Source organism: Oceaniradius stylonematis (assembly GCF_003149475.2).
Lineage (GTDB): Bacteria > Pseudomonadota > Alphaproteobacteria > Rhizobiales > Rhizobiaceae > Roseitalea > Roseitalea stylonematis.
The window spans coordinates 291,116-307,537 of sequence record NZ_QFWV02000002.1; the positions used below are offsets into that span (position 1 = coordinate 291,116).

The following is a 16,422-nucleotide window of genomic DNA, read 5'->3' on the forward strand; positions in this document are numbered from 1 at the left end:
CTTTCACCCATCCGTGACTTGCGCGTGGTGACATCGCCATGCTTGCTGCGCGCGACCGACTTTCAGACAAGGGGACATCCATGCTCATTCCACGCCAGAAGGTGCCCGATCTGACGGTGCCGACGCTCAATCACGGCTCGTTCGACCTTGCCGCCGAACCAAGCGAACGCGGCACGGTGATCTGCTTTTATCGGGGCCTGCACTGCCCGATCTGCGCCACCTACCTCAAGGAATTCGACAGGCAGGCCCCCGAGTTTGCCGAGCGCGGCGTTGGCGTTCTGGCGCTGAGCAGCGATGGCGAGGAGCGCACGCGCGCCATGGCCGACAAGATCGAAAATCAGAACCTACGGTTCGGCCACGACCTGCCGCTGTCCAAGGCGCGCGAATGGGGCCTCTACATCTCCACCTCGCGCGGCAAGACCTCGATCGGCATCGAGGAGCCGGCGCTGTTCGCCGAGCCCGGCCTGTTCATGGTTACGCCCGAGCAGACGCTCTATTACGGCTCGGTGCAGACCATGCCGTTCGTGCGTCCGCATTTCCGCGAACTGGTCGCCGCTCTCGATTTCGCGATCGAGAAAAACTATCCGGCGCGCGGCGAATATACGGGCGAACTGCCGAACTGAGCCAGCCTGTTCGCGCCGTTGGACGATAGTCCGGCATGTGGTAGGATATGATCCTACTTTGTCGGGAGCCGTTCGATGACCAAGCCTGCCGAGAAACTCTCCATCACCATCACCGCGCCCATGGCCCAGCGTATCCGCGCCGAAGTGGAGGCCGGCCATTACGGTTCGACCAGCGAGGTGATCCGCGAGGCGCTGCGCCTGTGGGAGAAACAGCAGCAGGAACTCGACCTGCTGCGCGCCCGCGTGAAGGCCTCCATCGAGGACCCGAGACCGAGGGTGCCGATCAAGGATGTGCGCCGCCGTATCAAGGAGCGCCATGAGGCTGCGTTGAACGAAGCGCATGATGACGCCGCTTGAGGTTATCTTTTCCGAGCAGGCCGACGACGACGTTGCCACGATCTACAAATGGATCGCCCGTGAAACGGCGTCTTTGGAGACCGCGCTCGGCTTCGTGTCGCGGATCGTCGATCGGTGCGAGGCGATTGGCAACGCTCCCCATGGCGGCACGGCACGCGACGATCTGGCGCCGGGCCTGCGAACCGTGCCTTTCGAGCGCTCCGCCCTGATCGCCTATCGCGTCGAGGACGACCGCTTTGCCATCACCAATGTGTTCTACCGCGGTCGCGACATCGACGCCGCCTTCTCTGACGAAGACTGAACGATCCGGTCAGTTTCGCACCAGCCGCCTGGCAGCCGCGCCCTCGGTGCGGTCGTAAGCCAGAAGCGCGCGGAACGCGCTCAGCGACCTGTCCGGCTGCTTGCCGTCGGCAAGCGCATAGATGTGCTCATAGTACCAGCCGAGCGCGGCCCAGGCATTGAGGTCGCGCAGGAAGCTGATCGGCGAGCGCGGCCCCAGGAGCCCGCCGCCGATCACAAGGTCGTCGTCGCGGCTCTCCAGCCGCTCGGCCATCCCTTCGAGAAGATGGGCGGCGCCGTCCGGGTCGAGCACCAGCGGACGGCCGAGACCGATCACGTCGACGCCATCGTCGCCGATCGCCGCCTCCATGGCGTCCCTTGACCGGAAACCGCCCGTCACCATCACCGGGATCGACACGGCGGCGCGCAGCTTGGGCACGAATTCGAGAAAATATGCCTCGCGCCGGCGCGTGCTTTCCCGCTTCTGGGCGGCGAGCGGATCCTTGCGGTTGAAGTCGATCATGCGCGGCTGTTCGTAATTGCCGCCCGACACCTCGATCATGTCGACGCCCGCATCGGCCAGCCAGCCGGCAACGGTCACGCTGTCGTCCTCGGAGAAGCCGCCGCGCTGAAAATCGGCGGAGTTGAGCTTGACCGCAACGGCAAAACCCGGCGCCACCGTCTCGCGGATGCGTTCAACGATCGTCAGCAGGATGCGCGCGCGGTTTTCCAGGCTGCCGCCCCACTCATCGTCGCGCCGGTTCGACAGGGGCGACAGGAACTGGCTCATCAGATAGCCGTGTGCCGCATGGACCTGAACGCCATCGAAGCCGCATTGCTCGGCCGTTTTCGCCGCATGCGCAAAGCCGGCAATGATCGTCTCGATCTGCACGGCGGACAGCGGCGTCGGCGTGCCGAAACGGCCATTGCCCATTTTCAGGCCGACATCGGACGGCGCGTTCGGCCTGGGATTGATCATCTTCTGGGTCTGGCGGCCCGCATGGTTGAGCTGCATCCAGATGTGCGCGCCGTGCGCCTTGGCCGCCGAGGCCATGTCGGCCAGTGCCGCCAGCGCCTCATTGCCCTGTTCGCCGTCGATGGCCAGATTACCGCCGCGCTCCAGATGCCAGCGGTCGATCAGAACATTGCCGGTGATCAGAAGCGCCGCGCCGCCCTCGCCCCAGCGGCTGTACAGGGTGGTGAAGCGTTCGTTGGCGCGGTTCGTCCCGTCGGCCAGCCCCTCCGTCATGGCCGCCTTGGCGATGCGGTTTTTCAGCACCGCGCCACATGGCAGCATCAGCGGTTGAGCAAGAACAGTCGATTGCGCCATCAGGTTTACCCGTACCGGAAACAGGCCGCAATCTACATGAACAGGCAAAGTAACGAAAGATTAACCACAAACCTATGGTGCAACACGGTTAACGTGACGAAGTCATTTGCATGTCCGCAATCGGACTTGTCCGCAATTCAACCCGCCGCCGCGACCACCGTGCCCTGCGCCAGCGCGCACAGGCGCTCGCCCCTGTCGTCGATGGAGAAGATTTCGCAACTGCACACGGCTTGGCGCCGGCCGACCCCGCGCGCGGTGGCGCGGGCGATCAGGCGCGTGCCCCTGGCGGGCCGCACATAGTTGATCTTGAATTCCGACGTCAGCGCGTCGGTCCCGAGCCCCAGCCCGCCGGCAAAGGTGATCGCATTGTCGGCCAGATATGAGATCAGCCCGCCATGGGCAAAACCGTGCTGCTGGCGCAACGCGTCGCGCATTTCGACGGCGATCTCCGCACGGCCCTTGCCGGCGGCGACCAGTTCGGCGCCGATCAACTGCGTGAACGGTTGGGCCGCGAAGATATCGGCGGCAAAGGCATGCGTCTCGTCCATCGGATCGGCCTTACTCGGCCGGGCTGCGCAAGCCGGACGCGGTGTCGGCCGGCGCGTCGCCCGGAGCCGGCGGCAGGCCCGGCATGCCTGCCTGATCGGGATGGCGGCGCACATAGTCCGCCTTGATCTTGGTCGTGTCGTCGCGGCTTCCGTCATGGCTCCAGCCGGGCGGCATGACCAGATAGAAGAACCGCTCCTTCAAGGTCAGGCCGGGCCGCGCCGCATCGGCGAACATCGCCCACCATTCGTGAAACGCCACCTTGATCGGGTTGAACGTGCCGATGTTCCGCACAAGCCCGTAGCGCGGCATGTCCTCGTCCAGTTCGGGCACGAAGGTGCCGAACATGCGGTCCCAGATGATCAGCGTGCCGGCATAGTTCGCGTCGAGATAGCGCGGGTTCGTCGCATGGTGCACGCGATGGTGCGAGGGCGTGTTGAACACCGCCTCGATCGGCTTCCACATCTTGCCGATCGCCTCGGTGTGGATCCAGAACTGGTAGACGAGGTTCAGCCCGCCCACAAAGGCGATCATCACCGGATGGAAGCCGATCAGCACCAGCGGAATGCGCAGGATGAACATGCCGGTGAAGGTGCCGGTCCAGCTTTGGCGCAGCGCGGTGGTCAGGTTGTAGTGCTGCGAGGAATGATGGTTGACGTGCTCGGCCCAGACCCAGCGCGAGCGGTGCGCGATGCGGTGATACCAGTAGTAGCGCAGATCATCGAGGATGAAACACAGAAGCACCGCCCACCAGGAAAAGCCGAAATCGTAGACCGCGAACTGCCAGGCCCACATCAAAACGCCAAACGCGATGAAGCCGAGTAGCAGCCCGGCGACGACATTGCCGGTGCCCATCAGAAGCGAAGTCAGCGTGTCGCGCGTTTCGAACCCGGCCTTACGCTCGTCGCGGAAGCGCTTGATCAGGTAGAGTTCGACGATGATGGCGATGATGAAAAACGGGATCGCCACCTGCGTGACATCGGGATAGTTGGGGATCAGCGCATCGAGATCCATCACGCGGCCTCCGACAGGGAAATCGCATCAAGGCCGAGCGCCGCAACGGCCGTGTCGCGTTCTTCGCGCGAGGCGAACGCGATGACGATGCGCGGCAGCGTCATCTCATGGGCGTCGAACGCCAGCGATGCCTCGTCCTTCATGCTGATCATGGTGCCGAATTCTTCCCTTTTGTAGTGCCGCGTCAGCGATTTGGAGCCGACCGTGTGCACCAGCCCGAGACTGCCGTCGGCCAACAGCAGCAGCGCCTCATAGCCGTCCGCCGATTCAAAACAGCGCGCGACGTCCGCATCGGGAAAGTCGATCCGGAACCGTTCGGCCACCCGGCCGGCGCTGCCCAGCGGCACCCGCTGCGACCCGCCGCTCAGATGCACGAGCAGCACGATCAGACCGATGCCGAAGCCGACGATGGCGACCAGAAGCGGCAGGCTCATGGCGCTCCTCCCCAAGAACCGGGTCAGACTAGCGGTTTTGACGTAAACGTCAAAGGAAGATTGGCGATCAGAAGCCGAGCGCCTGCCGCGTCATCCGCCATTGCACGGTGACGGGCGAAAGGCGCACGGGCTCGGCGCGGGCCGATCCACCCGCCTTTGCCGCCTTGGTGAACACCGCATCGGCAACGCCCAGCACGGCGAACGGCGCGCGCAGGCCCTTGGGCACGTCCGCAAGCGCTTCGCGCGCCTTGGCCAGATGCTCGCGCCCGAGCGCGACAAAGGCGGTGATCGCGGTGGCAAAGGCCGCATCGTCGTCCTCGGCCAGCCAGTGGCCGGCATCGGTGCCCGCCGCGGCCAGCAGATCGGCGGGCAGGAACACCTGTCCGCGCGCCCGGTGCTGCGGCATCTGCCGGATCAGCGTGGCGATCCCGTAGGCAACGCCCGCATGGCCGGCCGCGTCCGCCGTCGGCGGGGTCTGCCCGCCATTGACGATCTGACAGGCCATCTGGATCAGCATGGAGGCCGTCTCACCCAGATAGCCCTCAAGGTCGGTGCGCGTCGGCATGGGATCGTCATAAAGATCGAAAATGCGCGCTTCGAGCAGATTGTCGAAGGCGCTCGCCGGCAGGTCCTGCGCGGCGATCACATCGAGCAGCGCGGCGGCGAGCGGGTTCTGCCGCGCCTCCTCGGCCCGGGCGCCGGCGATCACGTCGCGCCACCATTGCAGGCGGATTTCCCCGGGCAGGGGTTCGGAGACCAGATCGCGCAGCCGCGCCGTCTCCGCATTGAACAGGAACAAAGTCGCCAGCGCCGCGCGCCTGTCCTCGGGCGCGAACAGCACCGACAGGTACCGCTCACGGTCCGCCTCGCGCAACTGGTTCAGAAGATCGCCGGAGGTGTCGTCCATGGGAGCCGATATGGCACCGGCGGGCCGGGTTGGCCAGTGGAGTTGGCGAGGCAGCGTGCGCACGCGATGATTTGTGCTCACCGGCTGCCGCCCTTAGAGTGCTCTGGTCGTGGCGCCGTAGACGGGATGGGACAGATGAAGCGGCTTCTCCCTCACCAGACAGATCAGCGCTTTCTCGTCTTCGCGGCGACCGGAACGGATTTGATCTTCAACAGGGGTGTCGAACTGCCCGGGTTCGCGTCATTCCCGCTGGTTGAAGACGCAACAGTGCAGCCGATCATCGTCGACCAGATGCGCGATCTGACGAAGGTGGCGGCCGATTTCGAACTGGGATGCATCATCGACACGCCGACCTGGATGGCGAACCGCGACCGCGCGGCACCGCTGGGCTACGATTCAAACCAGCTGGCGGTATTGAACCGGACGGCAGTGGACCTGATGTGCGGCCTGCGGACGGAAGCGGCGCGCGATGACGTATTGGTGGCGCTGTGTATCGGGCCCGCCCGCGATGCCTATGCCAAAACCAAGCCCATGACCGTGGCGGACGCGCGCGCCTATCATGCCGTTCAGATCGGCTCGGTCGCCGATGCGGGTGTCGATCTGGTCAACGCCTATACCTTCAATCACGTCGAGGAGGCGGCGGGCGCCGTGCTGGCCGCCAGGGATTGCGGGGTGCCGATCGCCGTCTCGTTCGTTGTGGAGACCGATGGGTGCCTCGACAATGGCACTGGCCTGAAAGACGCAATTGACCAGGTCGACGCGCTCACCGAGCAAGCCGCAGCATACTTTATGGTCAACTGCGCCCATCCCGATCATTTCAGCCATGTGCTGACGGGTCATGCTCGGTTGAGGGGCATTGTCGTCAACGCCTCGCGGTGCAGCCATGCTGAACTGGATGAAGCAACCGAACTGGATGACGGCGATCCGGTGGAATTGGGCGCCGAGGTCGCACGGCTCTTACACGCACACCCAGCGCTCTCGATAGCTGGTGGCTGCTGCGGGTCCGACTTCCGGCACATGCGGGAGATCGCGTCGCGCATAAGAGCCTGACGTCAATGACCTTCAGTTACCCCGGCTCATCGTCCATCATCTCGAAGCTCAGCCCCGCATGTTCGGTGATCCGGTCGCGCAGAAGCGGGCCCATCGCCGCCGCCGGGGTCCAGAAGCCGCCGCCGACCGCGATCCTGTCCGCATCCTCGGCCAGGCACAGGGCGGCTTCGGTCAGCATCAGCGTCGTCGACCGCACGCCCGGATCGCCCTGCGCCGTGATGCGTGCCTTCAGGATGGTGCCATCGGGCATCTCGCCCACCATGACCATTTCATAGGAGCCGGTTTCACGGACTTCCTTGCTGGGCCCCTCGCCGGATTTCGGCAGTACGCGGCGTTGCAGCAGGCGGCGCGTCGCCGGGATCGCCATGGCGATCAGGAGCGCCCGGCCGAACAGCGTATAGCTCATCGCCGCCCACCAGCCGCCGATCCCGCCGCGGGTCAGGGCCGTCTCCTGATAGGTGAAGTCGCGGCCATAGGGATAATCCATGATCGCATTGGTGCGCCGCACGACCTTGGAATTCATCGGGCCCATGAAGAACGGCTTGGTCCAGGCCTGAAGGTCCGCATCCCAGCTCACCTCGAGCGGCATCATGCGGTCGGGCCCGTCCGGGCCGTCGCGTTCCCCTTCCGGGCAGAGCGCATAGGGGTCCTGCGACAGCCGGTCGAAGTCCGGGTCGGTCTCGCGCACCTTCATCGCATTGACGAAGCTGGCCGCCGTGCCGCCGCTGAACCCGCCCTTCATCCGCGTGATGCGGTTGGCGATGCGTCTGCACGGCTTGCCATGGCGGGCCACCGCCGCCTCCTGCAGGAACTGCACGCCAAGATCGGACGGGATCGAATCGTGCCCGCAGGCATGGACGATCCGGGCGCCGGTCCGGCGCGCCGTGTCCTGATGCGCATCGATCATGGCGCGCATCCATTGCGGCTCCCCGGTCAGGTCGCAATAATGGGTGCCGTTCGCCGCGCAGGCCGCGACAAGTTCGCTGCCATAAAGCGCAAACGGACCGACCGTCGACACGACGACCCGTGTCCGGGCGGTCATGTCATGCATGAACGCCGCATCCAAGCTGTCGCCCACCAGGATCGCGATCGTGTCCCCTCCGGCCAGGCCATCGCGCACCGTTTCCAGCTTGGCCCGGTTGCGGCCGCCAATGGCGAGCGAGACGCCGTTTTCGGCACCGCGTCTGGCCAGATGATGCGCGGCACGACGGCCGGTGGCCCCGGTCGCGCCCCACAGGACGATGTCGAATTCGCGTTCCGCCCTTGGCGAGGTTTCGCCCATCGGAAATCTCCGCCCCTGCTGCCGATCCTCTCGCGAAGCAGCACCGGCGCGATTGCGACGCCCCATTGGCGGTCGCGAGCAGGACCGCCATTATGGCGACGAGAAAAGTGCGCGCCTTAACGCCGATCAATCATCGTGGGCGGCCGCCCCGGCGCGATTGATTTCCGTCAAGATGGAATTTGCGCCGTCTGATAAGCTCTCATGCATCGGTTGTTCTCAGCGTCGGGAGTGTGATCCATGACCCAAACGGAAGAATACCAACAAGCAAGGCGGCGTGCCGAAGCCAAATACGGCTTCTTCAAGCACGCCGGTGTCTATGCGGCCGTCATGGCGCTTCTGGTCGTCATCAACATGGTGACATCGCCACAGGCGTTCTGGTTCATCTGGCCGCTGATTGGCTGGGGGTTGGCGGTGGCGCTGCACGGCGTCCGCGTCTATCTGCTGGCGGACAAGAACACCGTTCTCGACGCACTGACAGAGCAGGAGCTCCGCCAGTCCGGGGCCGGCAGGACCAGCAAGGATTGGGGCCGCGACGCCGCGGGCTGAGTGTTGCCGCCCCGCTCTACCGCGCCTCATCCACCGCGATCAGCGCCGCGGCGACGGCCCGTTCCTCGGCGAGCAGCACGTTGAAGGTGCGCACGGCGGCACCGGTCGCCATCGCTTCGGTGACGATGCCATGCTCTTCGCGCAGCGTGTCGCGCAGGCGCTTGGGCAGAACGCGCAGGTCCGGCCCGCAGCCGACCAGCAGCACTTCGATGTCGGCGGCGTCGGCGATGACTTTCTCAAGGCTCGTCAGGTCGATCTCCTCGAAGCGCTTGGCGTCCCAGCCATGGATGCCCGACGGCAGGGCGAGAATCGAGCCGCGATGGCTCATCTCGGCAAAGCGGAAGCCGCCGCTGCCATAGGCGTCGATCGGCGCACGACCGGGAAAATGCGCATCGCGGATCTCGATGCCGGCGCGGATGGTCTTTGCCACCGCCCCGCCCTCAGCTTTCGATATCGACCGGCGCGGTGTTGGCGGTGGCCGCCTTTTCCTTCTGCGCGTCGTCGCTCTCCTGCGACAGCGCGCCCGGCCGCAGGCGGAACATGATGAGAATGGGCGCTGCGATGAAGATCGACGAATAGGTGCCGATCACCACGCCGAAGATCATCGCGGCGACAAACGATTGCAGCACCTCGCCGCCGAAGAAGAACAGCGCAAGCAGCGCAAGAAGCGTCGTCACCGACGTGAGGATGGTGCGCGGCAGCGTCTGGTTCATCGACATGTCGAGCAGCTCGGGCACCGGCATCTTCTTGTAGCGCCGCAAATTCTCGCGCACGCGGTCGTAGACGACGACGGTGTCGTTCAGCGAATAGCCGACAATGGTCAGGATCGCGGCGATACTCGACAGGTTGAATTCGAGCCCGGTCACAACGAACATGCCGATGGTGAGCAGCACATCGTGCGTCGTCGCGATGATCGCGCCGAGCGCGAACTGCCACTCGAACCTGAGCCAGATGTAGATCAGGATCGCGCCAAGCGCCGCAAGCACCGCGATGGTGCCGGCGGTCGCCAGTTCGCCCGAAACGGTCGGTCCGACCACTTCCACGCGGCGGATATTGTAGTCTTCCTCAAGCACGGCGCGCACCTTGGCGATGGCGCTCTGTTCGGCATTGTCGCCGCCGCCCTGGCTCTCGATGCGGATCAGCGCATCGGTCGGCGCGCCAAAACCCTGCACCTGCACATCGCCAAGATTGAGATCCGAAAGCCCGTTGCGGATGCCGCCAATGTCGGCCTCGCCCTCGATCGCCTGCACCTCGATCAGCGAGCCGCCCTTGAAGTCGATGCCCAAATTCATGTTCACCGTGGCAAACAGCGCCATCGAGGCGACGACGATCAGCGAGGAGACCGTGAACGAATAGCGCCGCAGCCACATGAACTTGATCTTGGTGTCGGGGCGCAGATGCTTGCCGAGGCCGAGCGGCAGTTCCTTGGGTTTGCGGCGCTTCAGCCAGAACGCCATCATCCAGCGCGTCAGGACGAAGGCGGTGAAGACCGTGGTGATGATGCCGATGGCGAGTGTGACGGCAAAGCCGCGGATCGGGCCGGAGCCGAGATAGAAAAGGATGATCGCAGCGATCAGCGTCGTCACGTTGGCATCGACGATGGTGGTGAAGGCGCGCTGGAAGCCGGCGTCGATCGCCTGGATGAGGCTTCGCCCGCCAAGCCGCTCCTCGCGGATGCGCTCGAAGATCAAAACGTTGGAGTCGACCGCCATGCCGACCGTCAGCACGATGCCGGCAATGCCCGGCAGCGTCAGCGTCGCGCCGAGCGCCGAGAGCGCGGCGATCACCAAAGTGATGTTGATGATCAGCGCCAGATTGGCGATGACGCCCAGAAAGCCGTAGGCGACGAACATGAAGCCGACGACGAGGAACGCGCCGATGATGCCCGCGATCTCGCCGGCTGCAATGGAATCGGCGCCGAGCGACGGGCCGACCGTGCGTTCCTCGACGAAGGTCGGTTTCAGCGGCAGCGCGCCGGCGCGCAGGAGAATCGCCAGATCGTTGGCGCCATCGACGGTGAAATTGCCGGAAATCTGGCCCGTGCCGCCCAGGATCGGCTCGCGGATCACCGGCGCGGAAATCACCTGATCGTCGAGCACGATGGCGAACGGGCGGCCGACATTTTCCTGCGTCGCCCGGCCGAAGCGCTGCGCGCCCGTGCCGTCGAAACGGAAAGTGACGATCGGCTCGTTGGTGCGCTGGTCAAAGCCCGCCTGCGCATCCTCAAGGTTCTCGCCGGTGACGATCTCGCGCGTCTCGATCACGTAGGGGATCGGCGGATCGTCGGTCGAATAAAGGATCTCCGTGCCGACCGGCGGCCGGCTGCCGAGCGCGTCCTCGACCGGCGTCGTCACATCGACCATGCGGAAGGCCAGTCGCGCCGTCGTACCGATCAGCTCTTTCAGGCGCTCGGGATCGTCAAGGCCCGGCACCTGCACGATGATGCGGTCGGCGCCCTGGCGCTGGATCACCGGTTCGGTCGTGCCAAGTTCGTCGATGCGGCCGCGAATGACCTCCACCGTCTGGGTCAGCGCACCGGCCATCCGGTAGTCGAGCCCCTGGTCGGTGATCTCCAGTTCGTACCTTCCGTTGGCATCGGGCCCGGAAAGGACGATCTCGCGCACCGTGCCGCCGGTCAGAAGTCCGGTGGTGACCGGTGTCGTCAGATCGGCAAGCGCCTCGCGCATTGCATCGGCATCGCTGGGGTCGCGCAGCGTAAAGCCGACCGTCTGGCCCTGCCCCGAAAGGCCGGTATAGCCGATGCCCTCGGCCCGCAGCAGGCGGCGAACCTCGTCGCGCGTCGCTTCGAGCCTTTGTTCGACCAGATCGTCGCGGTCGAGCCTGAGTTGCAGGTGCACGCCGCCCTGAAGGTCGAGCCCGAGCGCCAGCGAGTCGCTGGGCACGACGTCCGGCAGGCTGTCGCGCACCGATTGCGGATAAAGGTTGGGCAGCGCGAACGCGACGCCGACCGCCACGGTCAGCCAGATCAGAACCGTCTTCCAGGGCGCGAAGTAGAGCATGTCAGATCATGTCCCGAAACAGAGCGTCAGCCAAGCACGGCCTGCCGGGCCGGCCTGGCGAAAATGGGGCGCCATCCCCGATGGCGGCGCGAAAGCCGTCAGGCTTTCTTGGCGTCGTTGGCGGCCACCGGCTCGCCCTTCACCCGCACATCGGCCACCATCGAACGCATCACGCGAACCTTGGTGCCCTGGGCGATCTCGACTTCCAGTTCGCCCTCGTCCTCATGCACCTTGGTCACCTTGCCGACGACGCCGCCGCCGGTGACGATCGTGTCGTTGCGGCGGATGGCCCCGAGCATTTCCTCGCGCTTTTTGACCTGCTGGCGCTGCGGCCGGATGATCAGGAAGTACATGATCACGAAAATCAGGATGAACGGCAAAAGGCTCATGATCAGGCTCGGGCCGGCGGCCGCGCCGCCCGCCTGGGCGAAAGCCGGTGTGACAAACATGCAAGAAACTCCCCAGAACGGATGGCCCCGTTTGGGACCTTGAAATTTGCGGCGAATATAGTCAGGCAAAGCCCCGATGCAACCGAAACCGGGGACAATCGGCACCAGCCCGCCCGATTGCCTTTTTGGTGAGAGGGACCGCGATGACGCAATCGGCTGAAGACCGGCTGTTGGCGCTGGAAGGCAAGCTCGACCGGCTGGCCGAGGCGCTCGAACGGCTCGCCCCGCCCCCGCCCCCGGCGCCGGGCTTCGAAACATCGGACTGTTTCGTCTGGGAGCGCGGGGCGCTCGCGCCGGTCGCCCGTGTCAACCGGATCGAGATCGGCCTCATAAAGGGCGTCGATCGGGTGCGCGACATTCTGATCGACAACACCGAACGGTTCGCCAGGGGCCTTCCCGCCAACAACGTGCTGCTCTGGGGCGCGCGCGGCATGGGCAAGTCCTCGCTCGTCAAGGCGTCCCACGCCGCGATCAATGCGAGCGGCGCCACGACGCCGCTCAAGCTGATCGAGATCCACCGCGAGGACATCGACACCCTGCCCCGCCTGCTCGCCACACTGAAGGATGCGCCTTTCGCCTTCATCGTCTTTTGCGACGACCTGTCGTTCGACCAGGACGACACGTCCTACAAGTCGCTGAAGGCGGCGCTTGACGGCGGCGTCGAAGGCAGGCCGGACAATGTGATCTTTTATGCGACCTCCAACCGGCGCCACCTCCTGCCGCGCGACATGATCGAGAACGAGCGCTCGACGGCGATCAATCCGTCCGAGGCGGTCGAGGAGAAGGTTTCGCTGTCGGACCGGTTCGGCCTGTGGCTCGGCTTTCACAAATGTTCGCAGGACGAATATCTTGAGATGATCGAGGGCTATGCCGCCCATTACGGGCTCAAGGTGGAGCCGGACGAACTGCGCCGCGATGCGCTGGAATGGGCGACGACGCGCGGCGCGCGCTCGGGCCGCGTCGCCTGGCAGTTCATCACCGATCTGGCGGGGCGGCTCGGGCAGAGGCTGGAGGGGTGACCGTCAGCGCATCGCCTCCCCCTTGAGGGGAGAGGCACGCAAGACCGAGCCTGCGATGGTCGAGCGTGTGGGGGTAACGAAGAGGCGCATCGGCCACTCCATTACCCCCCACCGGGCTCTGTCTCGTTTGCACTCGCCAGTCGCGGTTCGCAGGCTCACCCCCTCAAGGGGGAGGTGAGCCGAGGTGCAGTTCACTCCGCCGGCATGGCGAACTGGTTCATCGTATTGTCTTCGCCGGCGGCCTTCAGGGCCGCGTCGCCGGAGAAATACTCCTTGTGGTCGTCGCCCATGTCCGAGCCGGCCATGTTCTGGTGCTTGACGCAGGCGATGCCCTGGCGGATTTCCTCGCGCTGGACGTTCTTGACGTAGCCTAGCATGCCCTGCTCGCCGAAATATTCGCGGGCGAGATTGTCCGTCGACAAGGCCGCCGTGTGGTAGGTCGGCAGCGTGATCAGATGGTGGAAGATACCCGCCTCGCGCGCCGCGTCCGCCTGGAAGGTGCGGATGCGCTCGTCGGCCTCGGCCGCCAGGTCCGAGCCGTCATACTCGACGCTCATCAGCCGGTCGCGGTCATAGCTGGAAACGTCCTTGCCGGCCTCGACCCAGCCATCATAGACCTGCTGGCGGAAGTTCAGCGTCCAGTTGAAGGACGGCGAATTGTTGTAGACCAGCTTGGCGTTCGGGATGGTCTCGCGGATCGCCGAGACCATGCCGCCGATCTGGCCGATATGCGGCTTTTCGGTCTCGATCCACAAAAGGTCGGCGCCGTTCTGCAGCGAGGTGACCGAGTCGAGCACGCAGCGCGCCTCGCCCGTGCCTTCGCGGAACTGGAACAGCCCGCTCGGCAGGCGCTTGGGGCGGACCAGCTTGCCGTTCTGGCGGATCAGCACGTCGCCATTGCCGATCTCGTCTTCCGACACCTCTTCGCAATCCAGGAACGAATTGTACTGGTCGCCAATGTCGCCCGGCTCGTTGGAAACCGCGATCTGCTTGGTCAGGCCCGCGCCCAGCGAATCCGTGCGGGTGACGATGATGCCGTCATCGACGCCCAGCTCCAGGAAGGCGTAGCGGCAGGCGCGCACCTTGGCGAGGAAATCGGCATGCGGCACCGTGACCTTGCCGTCCTGGTGGCCGCACTGCTTTTCATCCGACACCTGGTTTTCGATCTGCAGCGCGCAGGCGCCCGCCTCGATCATCTTCTTGGCGAGCAGATAGGTCGCCTCCTCATTGCCGAAGCCGGCATCGATGTCGGCGATGATCGGCACGATGTGGGTCTCGTACCCGTCGATCTTCTTCTGGATGGCGGCGGCGGTGACCTCGTCGCCGGCATCGCGCGCCTTGTCCAGTTCGCGAAAGAGGCCCCCCAGTTCGCGCGCATCGGCCTGGCGCAGGAAGGTGTAGAGCTCCTCGATCAGCGCCGGCACGGAGGTTTTTTCGTGCATGGACTGGTCGGGCAGCGGGCCGAAATCGGAGCGCAGCGCGGCGACCATCCAGCCCGAAAGGTACAGATAGCGGCGCTTGGTCGAGCCGAAATGCTTCTTGATGGAGATCATCTTCTGCTGGCCGATAAAGCCGTGCCAGCAGCCCAGCGATTGCGTGTAGTTGGCCGGGTCCGCATCATAGGCGGCCATGTCCTCGCGCATGATCTTCGCCGTGTATTTGGCGATGTCGAGGCCGGTCTTGAACCGGTTCTGCAGCCGCATGCGGGCCACATATTCGGCGTTGATGCCGTCCCACGGCGCCCCTTGCGCGGAGATCAGGTCGGACGCGGTCTGGATTTCACTCTGGTAGCTCATGGTCGGCTCCTTGGCTCGCCGCCCCGCACCGGCGGGGCATATGACAATCTTGTCAAACCGTGTCACAGACTGTGGCCATCCGGCCTTCATCGGCGGTGCAGCATGGCTGTGACGCGGCTTTCGCGCACAGATTTAGCGAAACCGGCGCAGCAACGCACGCAAATGCTGCGTCTGCGTTGTCAAAATCGTGTAAATCTGGCGGGGGATTGGGCGGGGATGTGTGGAGTTGTCAAGATTGTGACAGCGGCAGGGCCGCCTAGATCGATGGCTTGCAGACGACTGCGACCCATTTGGGAGCGGCGGTCAAGATACCGCTGACTCAGAGAACACTCCAAGAAAGAACCTCTCCGGCAAGGAGCGTCGTTTACATGACTGGGAGCACTGCTACGTTTGAACAGTTTTTGGACCGATGAGCGGAGGCGCAAAATTTGAAGAACTTGGCTGCGGCAGTATTGACTGTCTCTTTGGTCGGCATTGGATCAAATGCACTTGCGCAGGAGATATCCGAGGGATCCCGCATCACAATCACCTCGGATTGGCACGATGCGAATGGCGGACCCTACAGTCCGCGTGTGGTTTCCTGCTCTTCCGACAGCGGTTTGTGTCTGCGGGATTCTAGATTGTCGCCAGCAGATCGGGCAATGCAGAAAACAGGAAACGGTCTGCAGGTTTCATATCAGGAGTTCGGCATCATCTATCTGTTCAGGTCAGGAGGGGCTGGCACGTTCTTCAACATGAACGGAGAGCAGGTCGGGACATTCAATTGGACGCAATGAGCCGTTGCTGCGGCGCCAACTCTTGCCCAGCAGCCGGATGGCGGTCCTTTTGAGCTATGGGCTTGTGCGACGCTGCCACGTCGTGAGGCCGAATGAATTCGGCGCCATGGTGCAAACGTAGCCCTCGTCGCATACCCACAACGGTCTCAGGAATGGTTCCCTGTGACAAGCACAGGGATGACGGAGGAGAGGTGACCGTGGGCGCTTGATTCTGCNATTTCACGCCAAGCGTCCAACCCAGCGCCGTCATCCCTGTGCTTGTCACAGGGATCCATTCCTGAGGCGTCGGCGGGCGGGCGCTACAGCAGCCAAGGGCGCAGATCGTTCCAGTCGGAATTGATCGCCTCGATCGCGTTGATCTTCCACTGTCGCGGCCATTTCTTGATCGTCTTTTCGCGGGTGATCGCGCGCGTCACAGGAGATCGTGCTCCTCGAACCAGACCAGCCGCTTGCAGCAATACTTGGCGGTGAACTGCGATCCGATCCCGTTCTCATGCTCCCAGACGCGTTGGGCGAGGTCGGACGTGACACCGACATAAAGCGTGCCGCCCTTCTTTGATGCGAGCATGTAGACGTAGCCCTTGCGCATGCTCGCGACGGTCTCAGGAATGGATCCCTGTGACAAGCACAGGGATGACGGAGGAGAGGTGACCGTGGGCGCTTGATTCTGCAGTTTCGCGCCAANGACGGGTAGGCAGTGAACCGAAACAGGGCGCCGAGCAGGTCTGTCGAGTGTCTCGACACCGGTTTCGGCTTCGTCACGGACAGAACGGCCTCTGGAATGGATCCTCGGCTCGGAGGCCGAGGATGACGGAGCGTGGGGTAGTGGCCCGTCCCTCTCGGACCAAGCCCCGGGGATGGCGTGGACGCGCGGCGACCAAATAACTTATCCAACCACCCTTCCCCCTCCCCCATACTTCTCACACCGCGCCCATCGGAACGTCGGATGGCCACCACCAACGGCGGGCGCGGCGGTGGACCGGCGGGCCGTGCG

At 64.5% G+C, this 16,422-nt stretch carries 16 protein-coding genes and 1 pseudogene; 6 read left to right on the forward strand and 11 right to left on the reverse strand.

The window, feature by feature from the left end:
* Positions 1-80: 80 nt before the first annotated feature.
* From DEM25_RS02865 to DEM25_RS02875, 3 genes are all read left to right on the forward strand, one after another.
* A complete protein-coding gene (locus DEM25_RS02865; RefSeq protein ID WP_109767192.1) occupies positions 81-623 on the forward strand; it encodes a peroxiredoxin-like family protein in 543 nt (180 codons plus the stop codon).
* 75 nt (positions 624-698) lie between these two features.
* The gene (locus DEM25_RS02870; RefSeq protein ID WP_109767064.1) at positions 699-980 is read left to right on the forward strand and encodes a type II toxin-antitoxin system ParD family antitoxin; all 282 of its coding nucleotides are present in this window, start codon (positions 699-701) and stop codon (positions 978-980) included.
* On the forward strand, positions 967-1,281 hold the full coding sequence (locus DEM25_RS02875; RefSeq protein ID WP_109767191.1) for a type II toxin-antitoxin system RelE/ParE family toxin: 315 nt from the start codon (positions 967-969) through the stop codon (positions 1,279-1,281). Before DEM25_RS02870 ends, DEM25_RS02875 begins: the two co-directional genes overlap by 14 nt.
* Positions 1,282-1,290: 9 nt before the next feature.
* On the opposite strand, the gene DEM25_RS02880 is transcribed toward DEM25_RS02875, so the two are convergent.
* The 5 genes from DEM25_RS02880 to DEM25_RS02900 form a co-directional block, all read right to left on the reverse strand.
* A complete protein-coding gene (locus DEM25_RS02880; RefSeq protein ID WP_109767063.1) occupies positions 1,291-2,589 on the reverse strand; it encodes an NADH:flavin oxidoreductase/NADH oxidase family protein in 1,299 nt (432 codons plus the stop codon).
* Positions 2,590-2,726: 137 nt separating this feature from the next.
* Positions 2,727-3,137: a PaaI family thioesterase gene (locus tag DEM25_RS02885; protein WP_109767062.1), complete on the reverse strand. Its 411-nt coding sequence runs from the start codon at positions 3,135-3,137 to the stop codon at positions 2,727-2,729.
* 10 nt (positions 3,138-3,147) lie between these two features.
* Positions 3,148-4,149 carry a sterol desaturase family protein gene (locus tag DEM25_RS02890; protein ID WP_109767061.1) on the reverse strand — a complete coding sequence of 334 codons (1,002 nt, stop codon included), beginning with the start codon at positions 4,147-4,149 and terminating at the stop codon, positions 3,148-3,150.
* Positions 4,149-4,583, reverse strand: a complete 435-nt coding sequence (locus DEM25_RS02895; RefSeq protein ID WP_109767060.1) for a hypothetical protein — start codon at positions 4,581-4,583, stop codon at positions 4,149-4,151. The genes DEM25_RS02890 and DEM25_RS02895 overlap by 1 nt, the downstream gene beginning before the upstream one ends.
* Positions 4,584-4,650: 67 nt before the next feature.
* Entirely contained in the window at positions 4,651-5,490 is an 840-nt protein-coding gene (locus tag DEM25_RS02900) for a phytoene/squalene synthase family protein (RefSeq protein ID WP_109767190.1), read from the reverse strand.
* Positions 5,491-5,532: 42 nt separating this feature from the next.
* Between DEM25_RS02900 and DEM25_RS02905 the strand changes: the two genes are divergently transcribed.
* On the forward strand, positions 5,533-6,540 hold the full coding sequence (locus DEM25_RS02905) for a homocysteine S-methyltransferase family protein (protein ID WP_210210098.1): 1,008 nt from the start codon (positions 5,533-5,535) through the stop codon (positions 6,538-6,540).
* Positions 6,541-6,556: 16 nt separating this feature from the next.
* On the opposite strand, the gene DEM25_RS02910 is transcribed toward DEM25_RS02905, so the two are convergent.
* Positions 6,557-7,822, reverse strand: a complete 1,266-nt coding sequence (locus DEM25_RS02910; RefSeq protein WP_158585144.1) for a saccharopine dehydrogenase family protein — start codon at positions 7,820-7,822, stop codon at positions 6,557-6,559.
* Between the two features lie 237 nt (positions 7,823-8,059).
* Here DEM25_RS02910 and DEM25_RS02915 point away from each other — a divergent pair, with 237 nt between their 5' ends.
* Positions 8,060-8,368, forward strand: coding sequence for a 2TM domain-containing protein (locus tag DEM25_RS02915; RefSeq protein WP_109767057.1), 309 nt, complete (start codon positions 8,060-8,062; stop codon positions 8,366-8,368).
* 16 nt (positions 8,369-8,384) lie between these two features.
* Here DEM25_RS02915 and DEM25_RS02920 read toward each other — a convergent pair whose 3' ends face one another.
* From DEM25_RS02920 to yajC, 3 genes are all read right to left on the reverse strand, one after another.
* Complete coding sequence (locus DEM25_RS02920) at positions 8,385-8,786, reverse strand: Mth938-like domain-containing protein (protein WP_109767189.1); 402 nt, start codon at positions 8,784-8,786, stop codon at positions 8,385-8,387.
* Positions 8,787-8,808: 22 nt separating this feature from the next.
* Positions 8,809-11,388: a protein translocase subunit SecDF gene (gene secDF, locus DEM25_RS02925; RefSeq protein ID WP_109767056.1), complete on the reverse strand. Its 2,580-nt coding sequence runs from the start codon at positions 11,386-11,388 to the stop codon at positions 8,809-8,811.
* Positions 11,389-11,486: 98 nt separating this feature from the next.
* The gene (yajC, locus tag DEM25_RS02930) at positions 11,487-11,837 is read right to left on the reverse strand and encodes a preprotein translocase subunit YajC (RefSeq protein ID WP_109767055.1); all 351 of its coding nucleotides are present in this window, start codon (positions 11,835-11,837) and stop codon (positions 11,487-11,489) included.
* 143 nt (positions 11,838-11,980) lie between these two features.
* Between yajC and DEM25_RS02935 the strand changes: the two genes are divergently transcribed.
* On the forward strand, positions 11,981-12,856 hold the full coding sequence (locus DEM25_RS02935; protein WP_109767054.1) for an ATP-binding protein: 876 nt from the start codon (positions 11,981-11,983) through the stop codon (positions 12,854-12,856).
* A 191-nt stretch (positions 12,857-13,047) separates the two neighbouring features.
* Here the strand turns inward: DEM25_RS02935 and DEM25_RS02940 are convergent, their stop codons facing one another.
* Complete coding sequence (locus tag DEM25_RS02940; protein WP_109767188.1) at positions 13,048-14,652, reverse strand: isocitrate lyase; 1,605 nt, start codon at positions 14,650-14,652, stop codon at positions 13,048-13,050.
* A 1,075-nt stretch (positions 14,653-15,727) separates the two neighbouring features.
* A pseudogene (locus tag DEM25_RS02945) lies at positions 15,728-16,017 on the reverse strand (GIY-YIG nuclease family protein).
* Positions 16,018-16,422: the final 405 nt, after the last annotated feature.

What these genes read in the sequence shown, in the direction of transcription:
- DEM25_RS02940 (WP_109767188.1), bottom strand. Translation starts at nt 14,652, where the DNA reads ATGAGCTACCAGAGTGAAATCCAGACCGCGTCCGACCTGATCTCCGCG.
- DEM25_RS02875 (WP_109767191.1), top strand. Translation starts at nt 967, where the DNA reads ATGACGCCGCTTGAGGTTATCTTTTCCGAGCAGGCCGACGACGACGTT.
- DEM25_RS02910 (WP_158585144.1), bottom strand. Translation starts at nt 7,822, where the DNA reads ATGGGCGAAACCTCGCCAAGGGCGGAACGCGAATTCGACATCGTCCTG.
- secDF (WP_109767056.1), bottom strand. Translation starts at nt 11,388, where the DNA reads ATGCTCTACTTCGCGCCCTGGAAGACGGTTCTGATCTGGCTGACCGTG.
- DEM25_RS02890 (WP_109767061.1), bottom strand. Translation starts at nt 4,149, where the DNA reads ATGGATCTCGATGCGCTGATCCCCAACTATCCCGATGTCACGCAGGTG.
- DEM25_RS02880 (WP_109767063.1), bottom strand. Translation starts at nt 2,589, where the DNA reads ATGGCGCAATCGACTGTTCTTGCTCAACCGCTGATGCTGCCATGTGGC.
- yajC (WP_109767055.1), bottom strand. Translation starts at nt 11,837, where the DNA reads ATGTTTGTCACACCGGCTTTCGCCCAGGCGGGCGGCGCGGCCGCCGGC.
- DEM25_RS02895 (WP_109767060.1), bottom strand. Translation starts at nt 4,583, where the DNA reads ATGAGCCTGCCGCTTCTGGTCGCCATCGTCGGCTTCGGCATCGGTCTG.
- DEM25_RS02900 (WP_109767190.1), bottom strand. Translation starts at nt 5,490, where the DNA reads ATGGACGACACCTCCGGCGATCTTCTGAACCAGTTGCGCGAGGCGGAC.
- DEM25_RS02935 (WP_109767054.1), top strand. Translation starts at nt 11,981, where the DNA reads ATGACGCAATCGGCTGAAGACCGGCTGTTGGCGCTGGAAGGCAAGCTC.
- DEM25_RS02915 (WP_109767057.1), top strand. Translation starts at nt 8,060, where the DNA reads ATGACCCAAACGGAAGAATACCAACAAGCAAGGCGGCGTGCCGAAGCC.
- DEM25_RS02865 (WP_109767192.1), top strand. Translation starts at nt 81, where the DNA reads ATGCTCATTCCACGCCAGAAGGTGCCCGATCTGACGGTGCCGACGCTC.
- DEM25_RS02885 (WP_109767062.1), bottom strand. Translation starts at nt 3,137, where the DNA reads ATGGACGAGACGCATGCCTTTGCCGCCGATATCTTCGCGGCCCAACCG.
- DEM25_RS02870 (WP_109767064.1), top strand. Translation starts at nt 699, where the DNA reads ATGACCAAGCCTGCCGAGAAACTCTCCATCACCATCACCGCGCCCATG.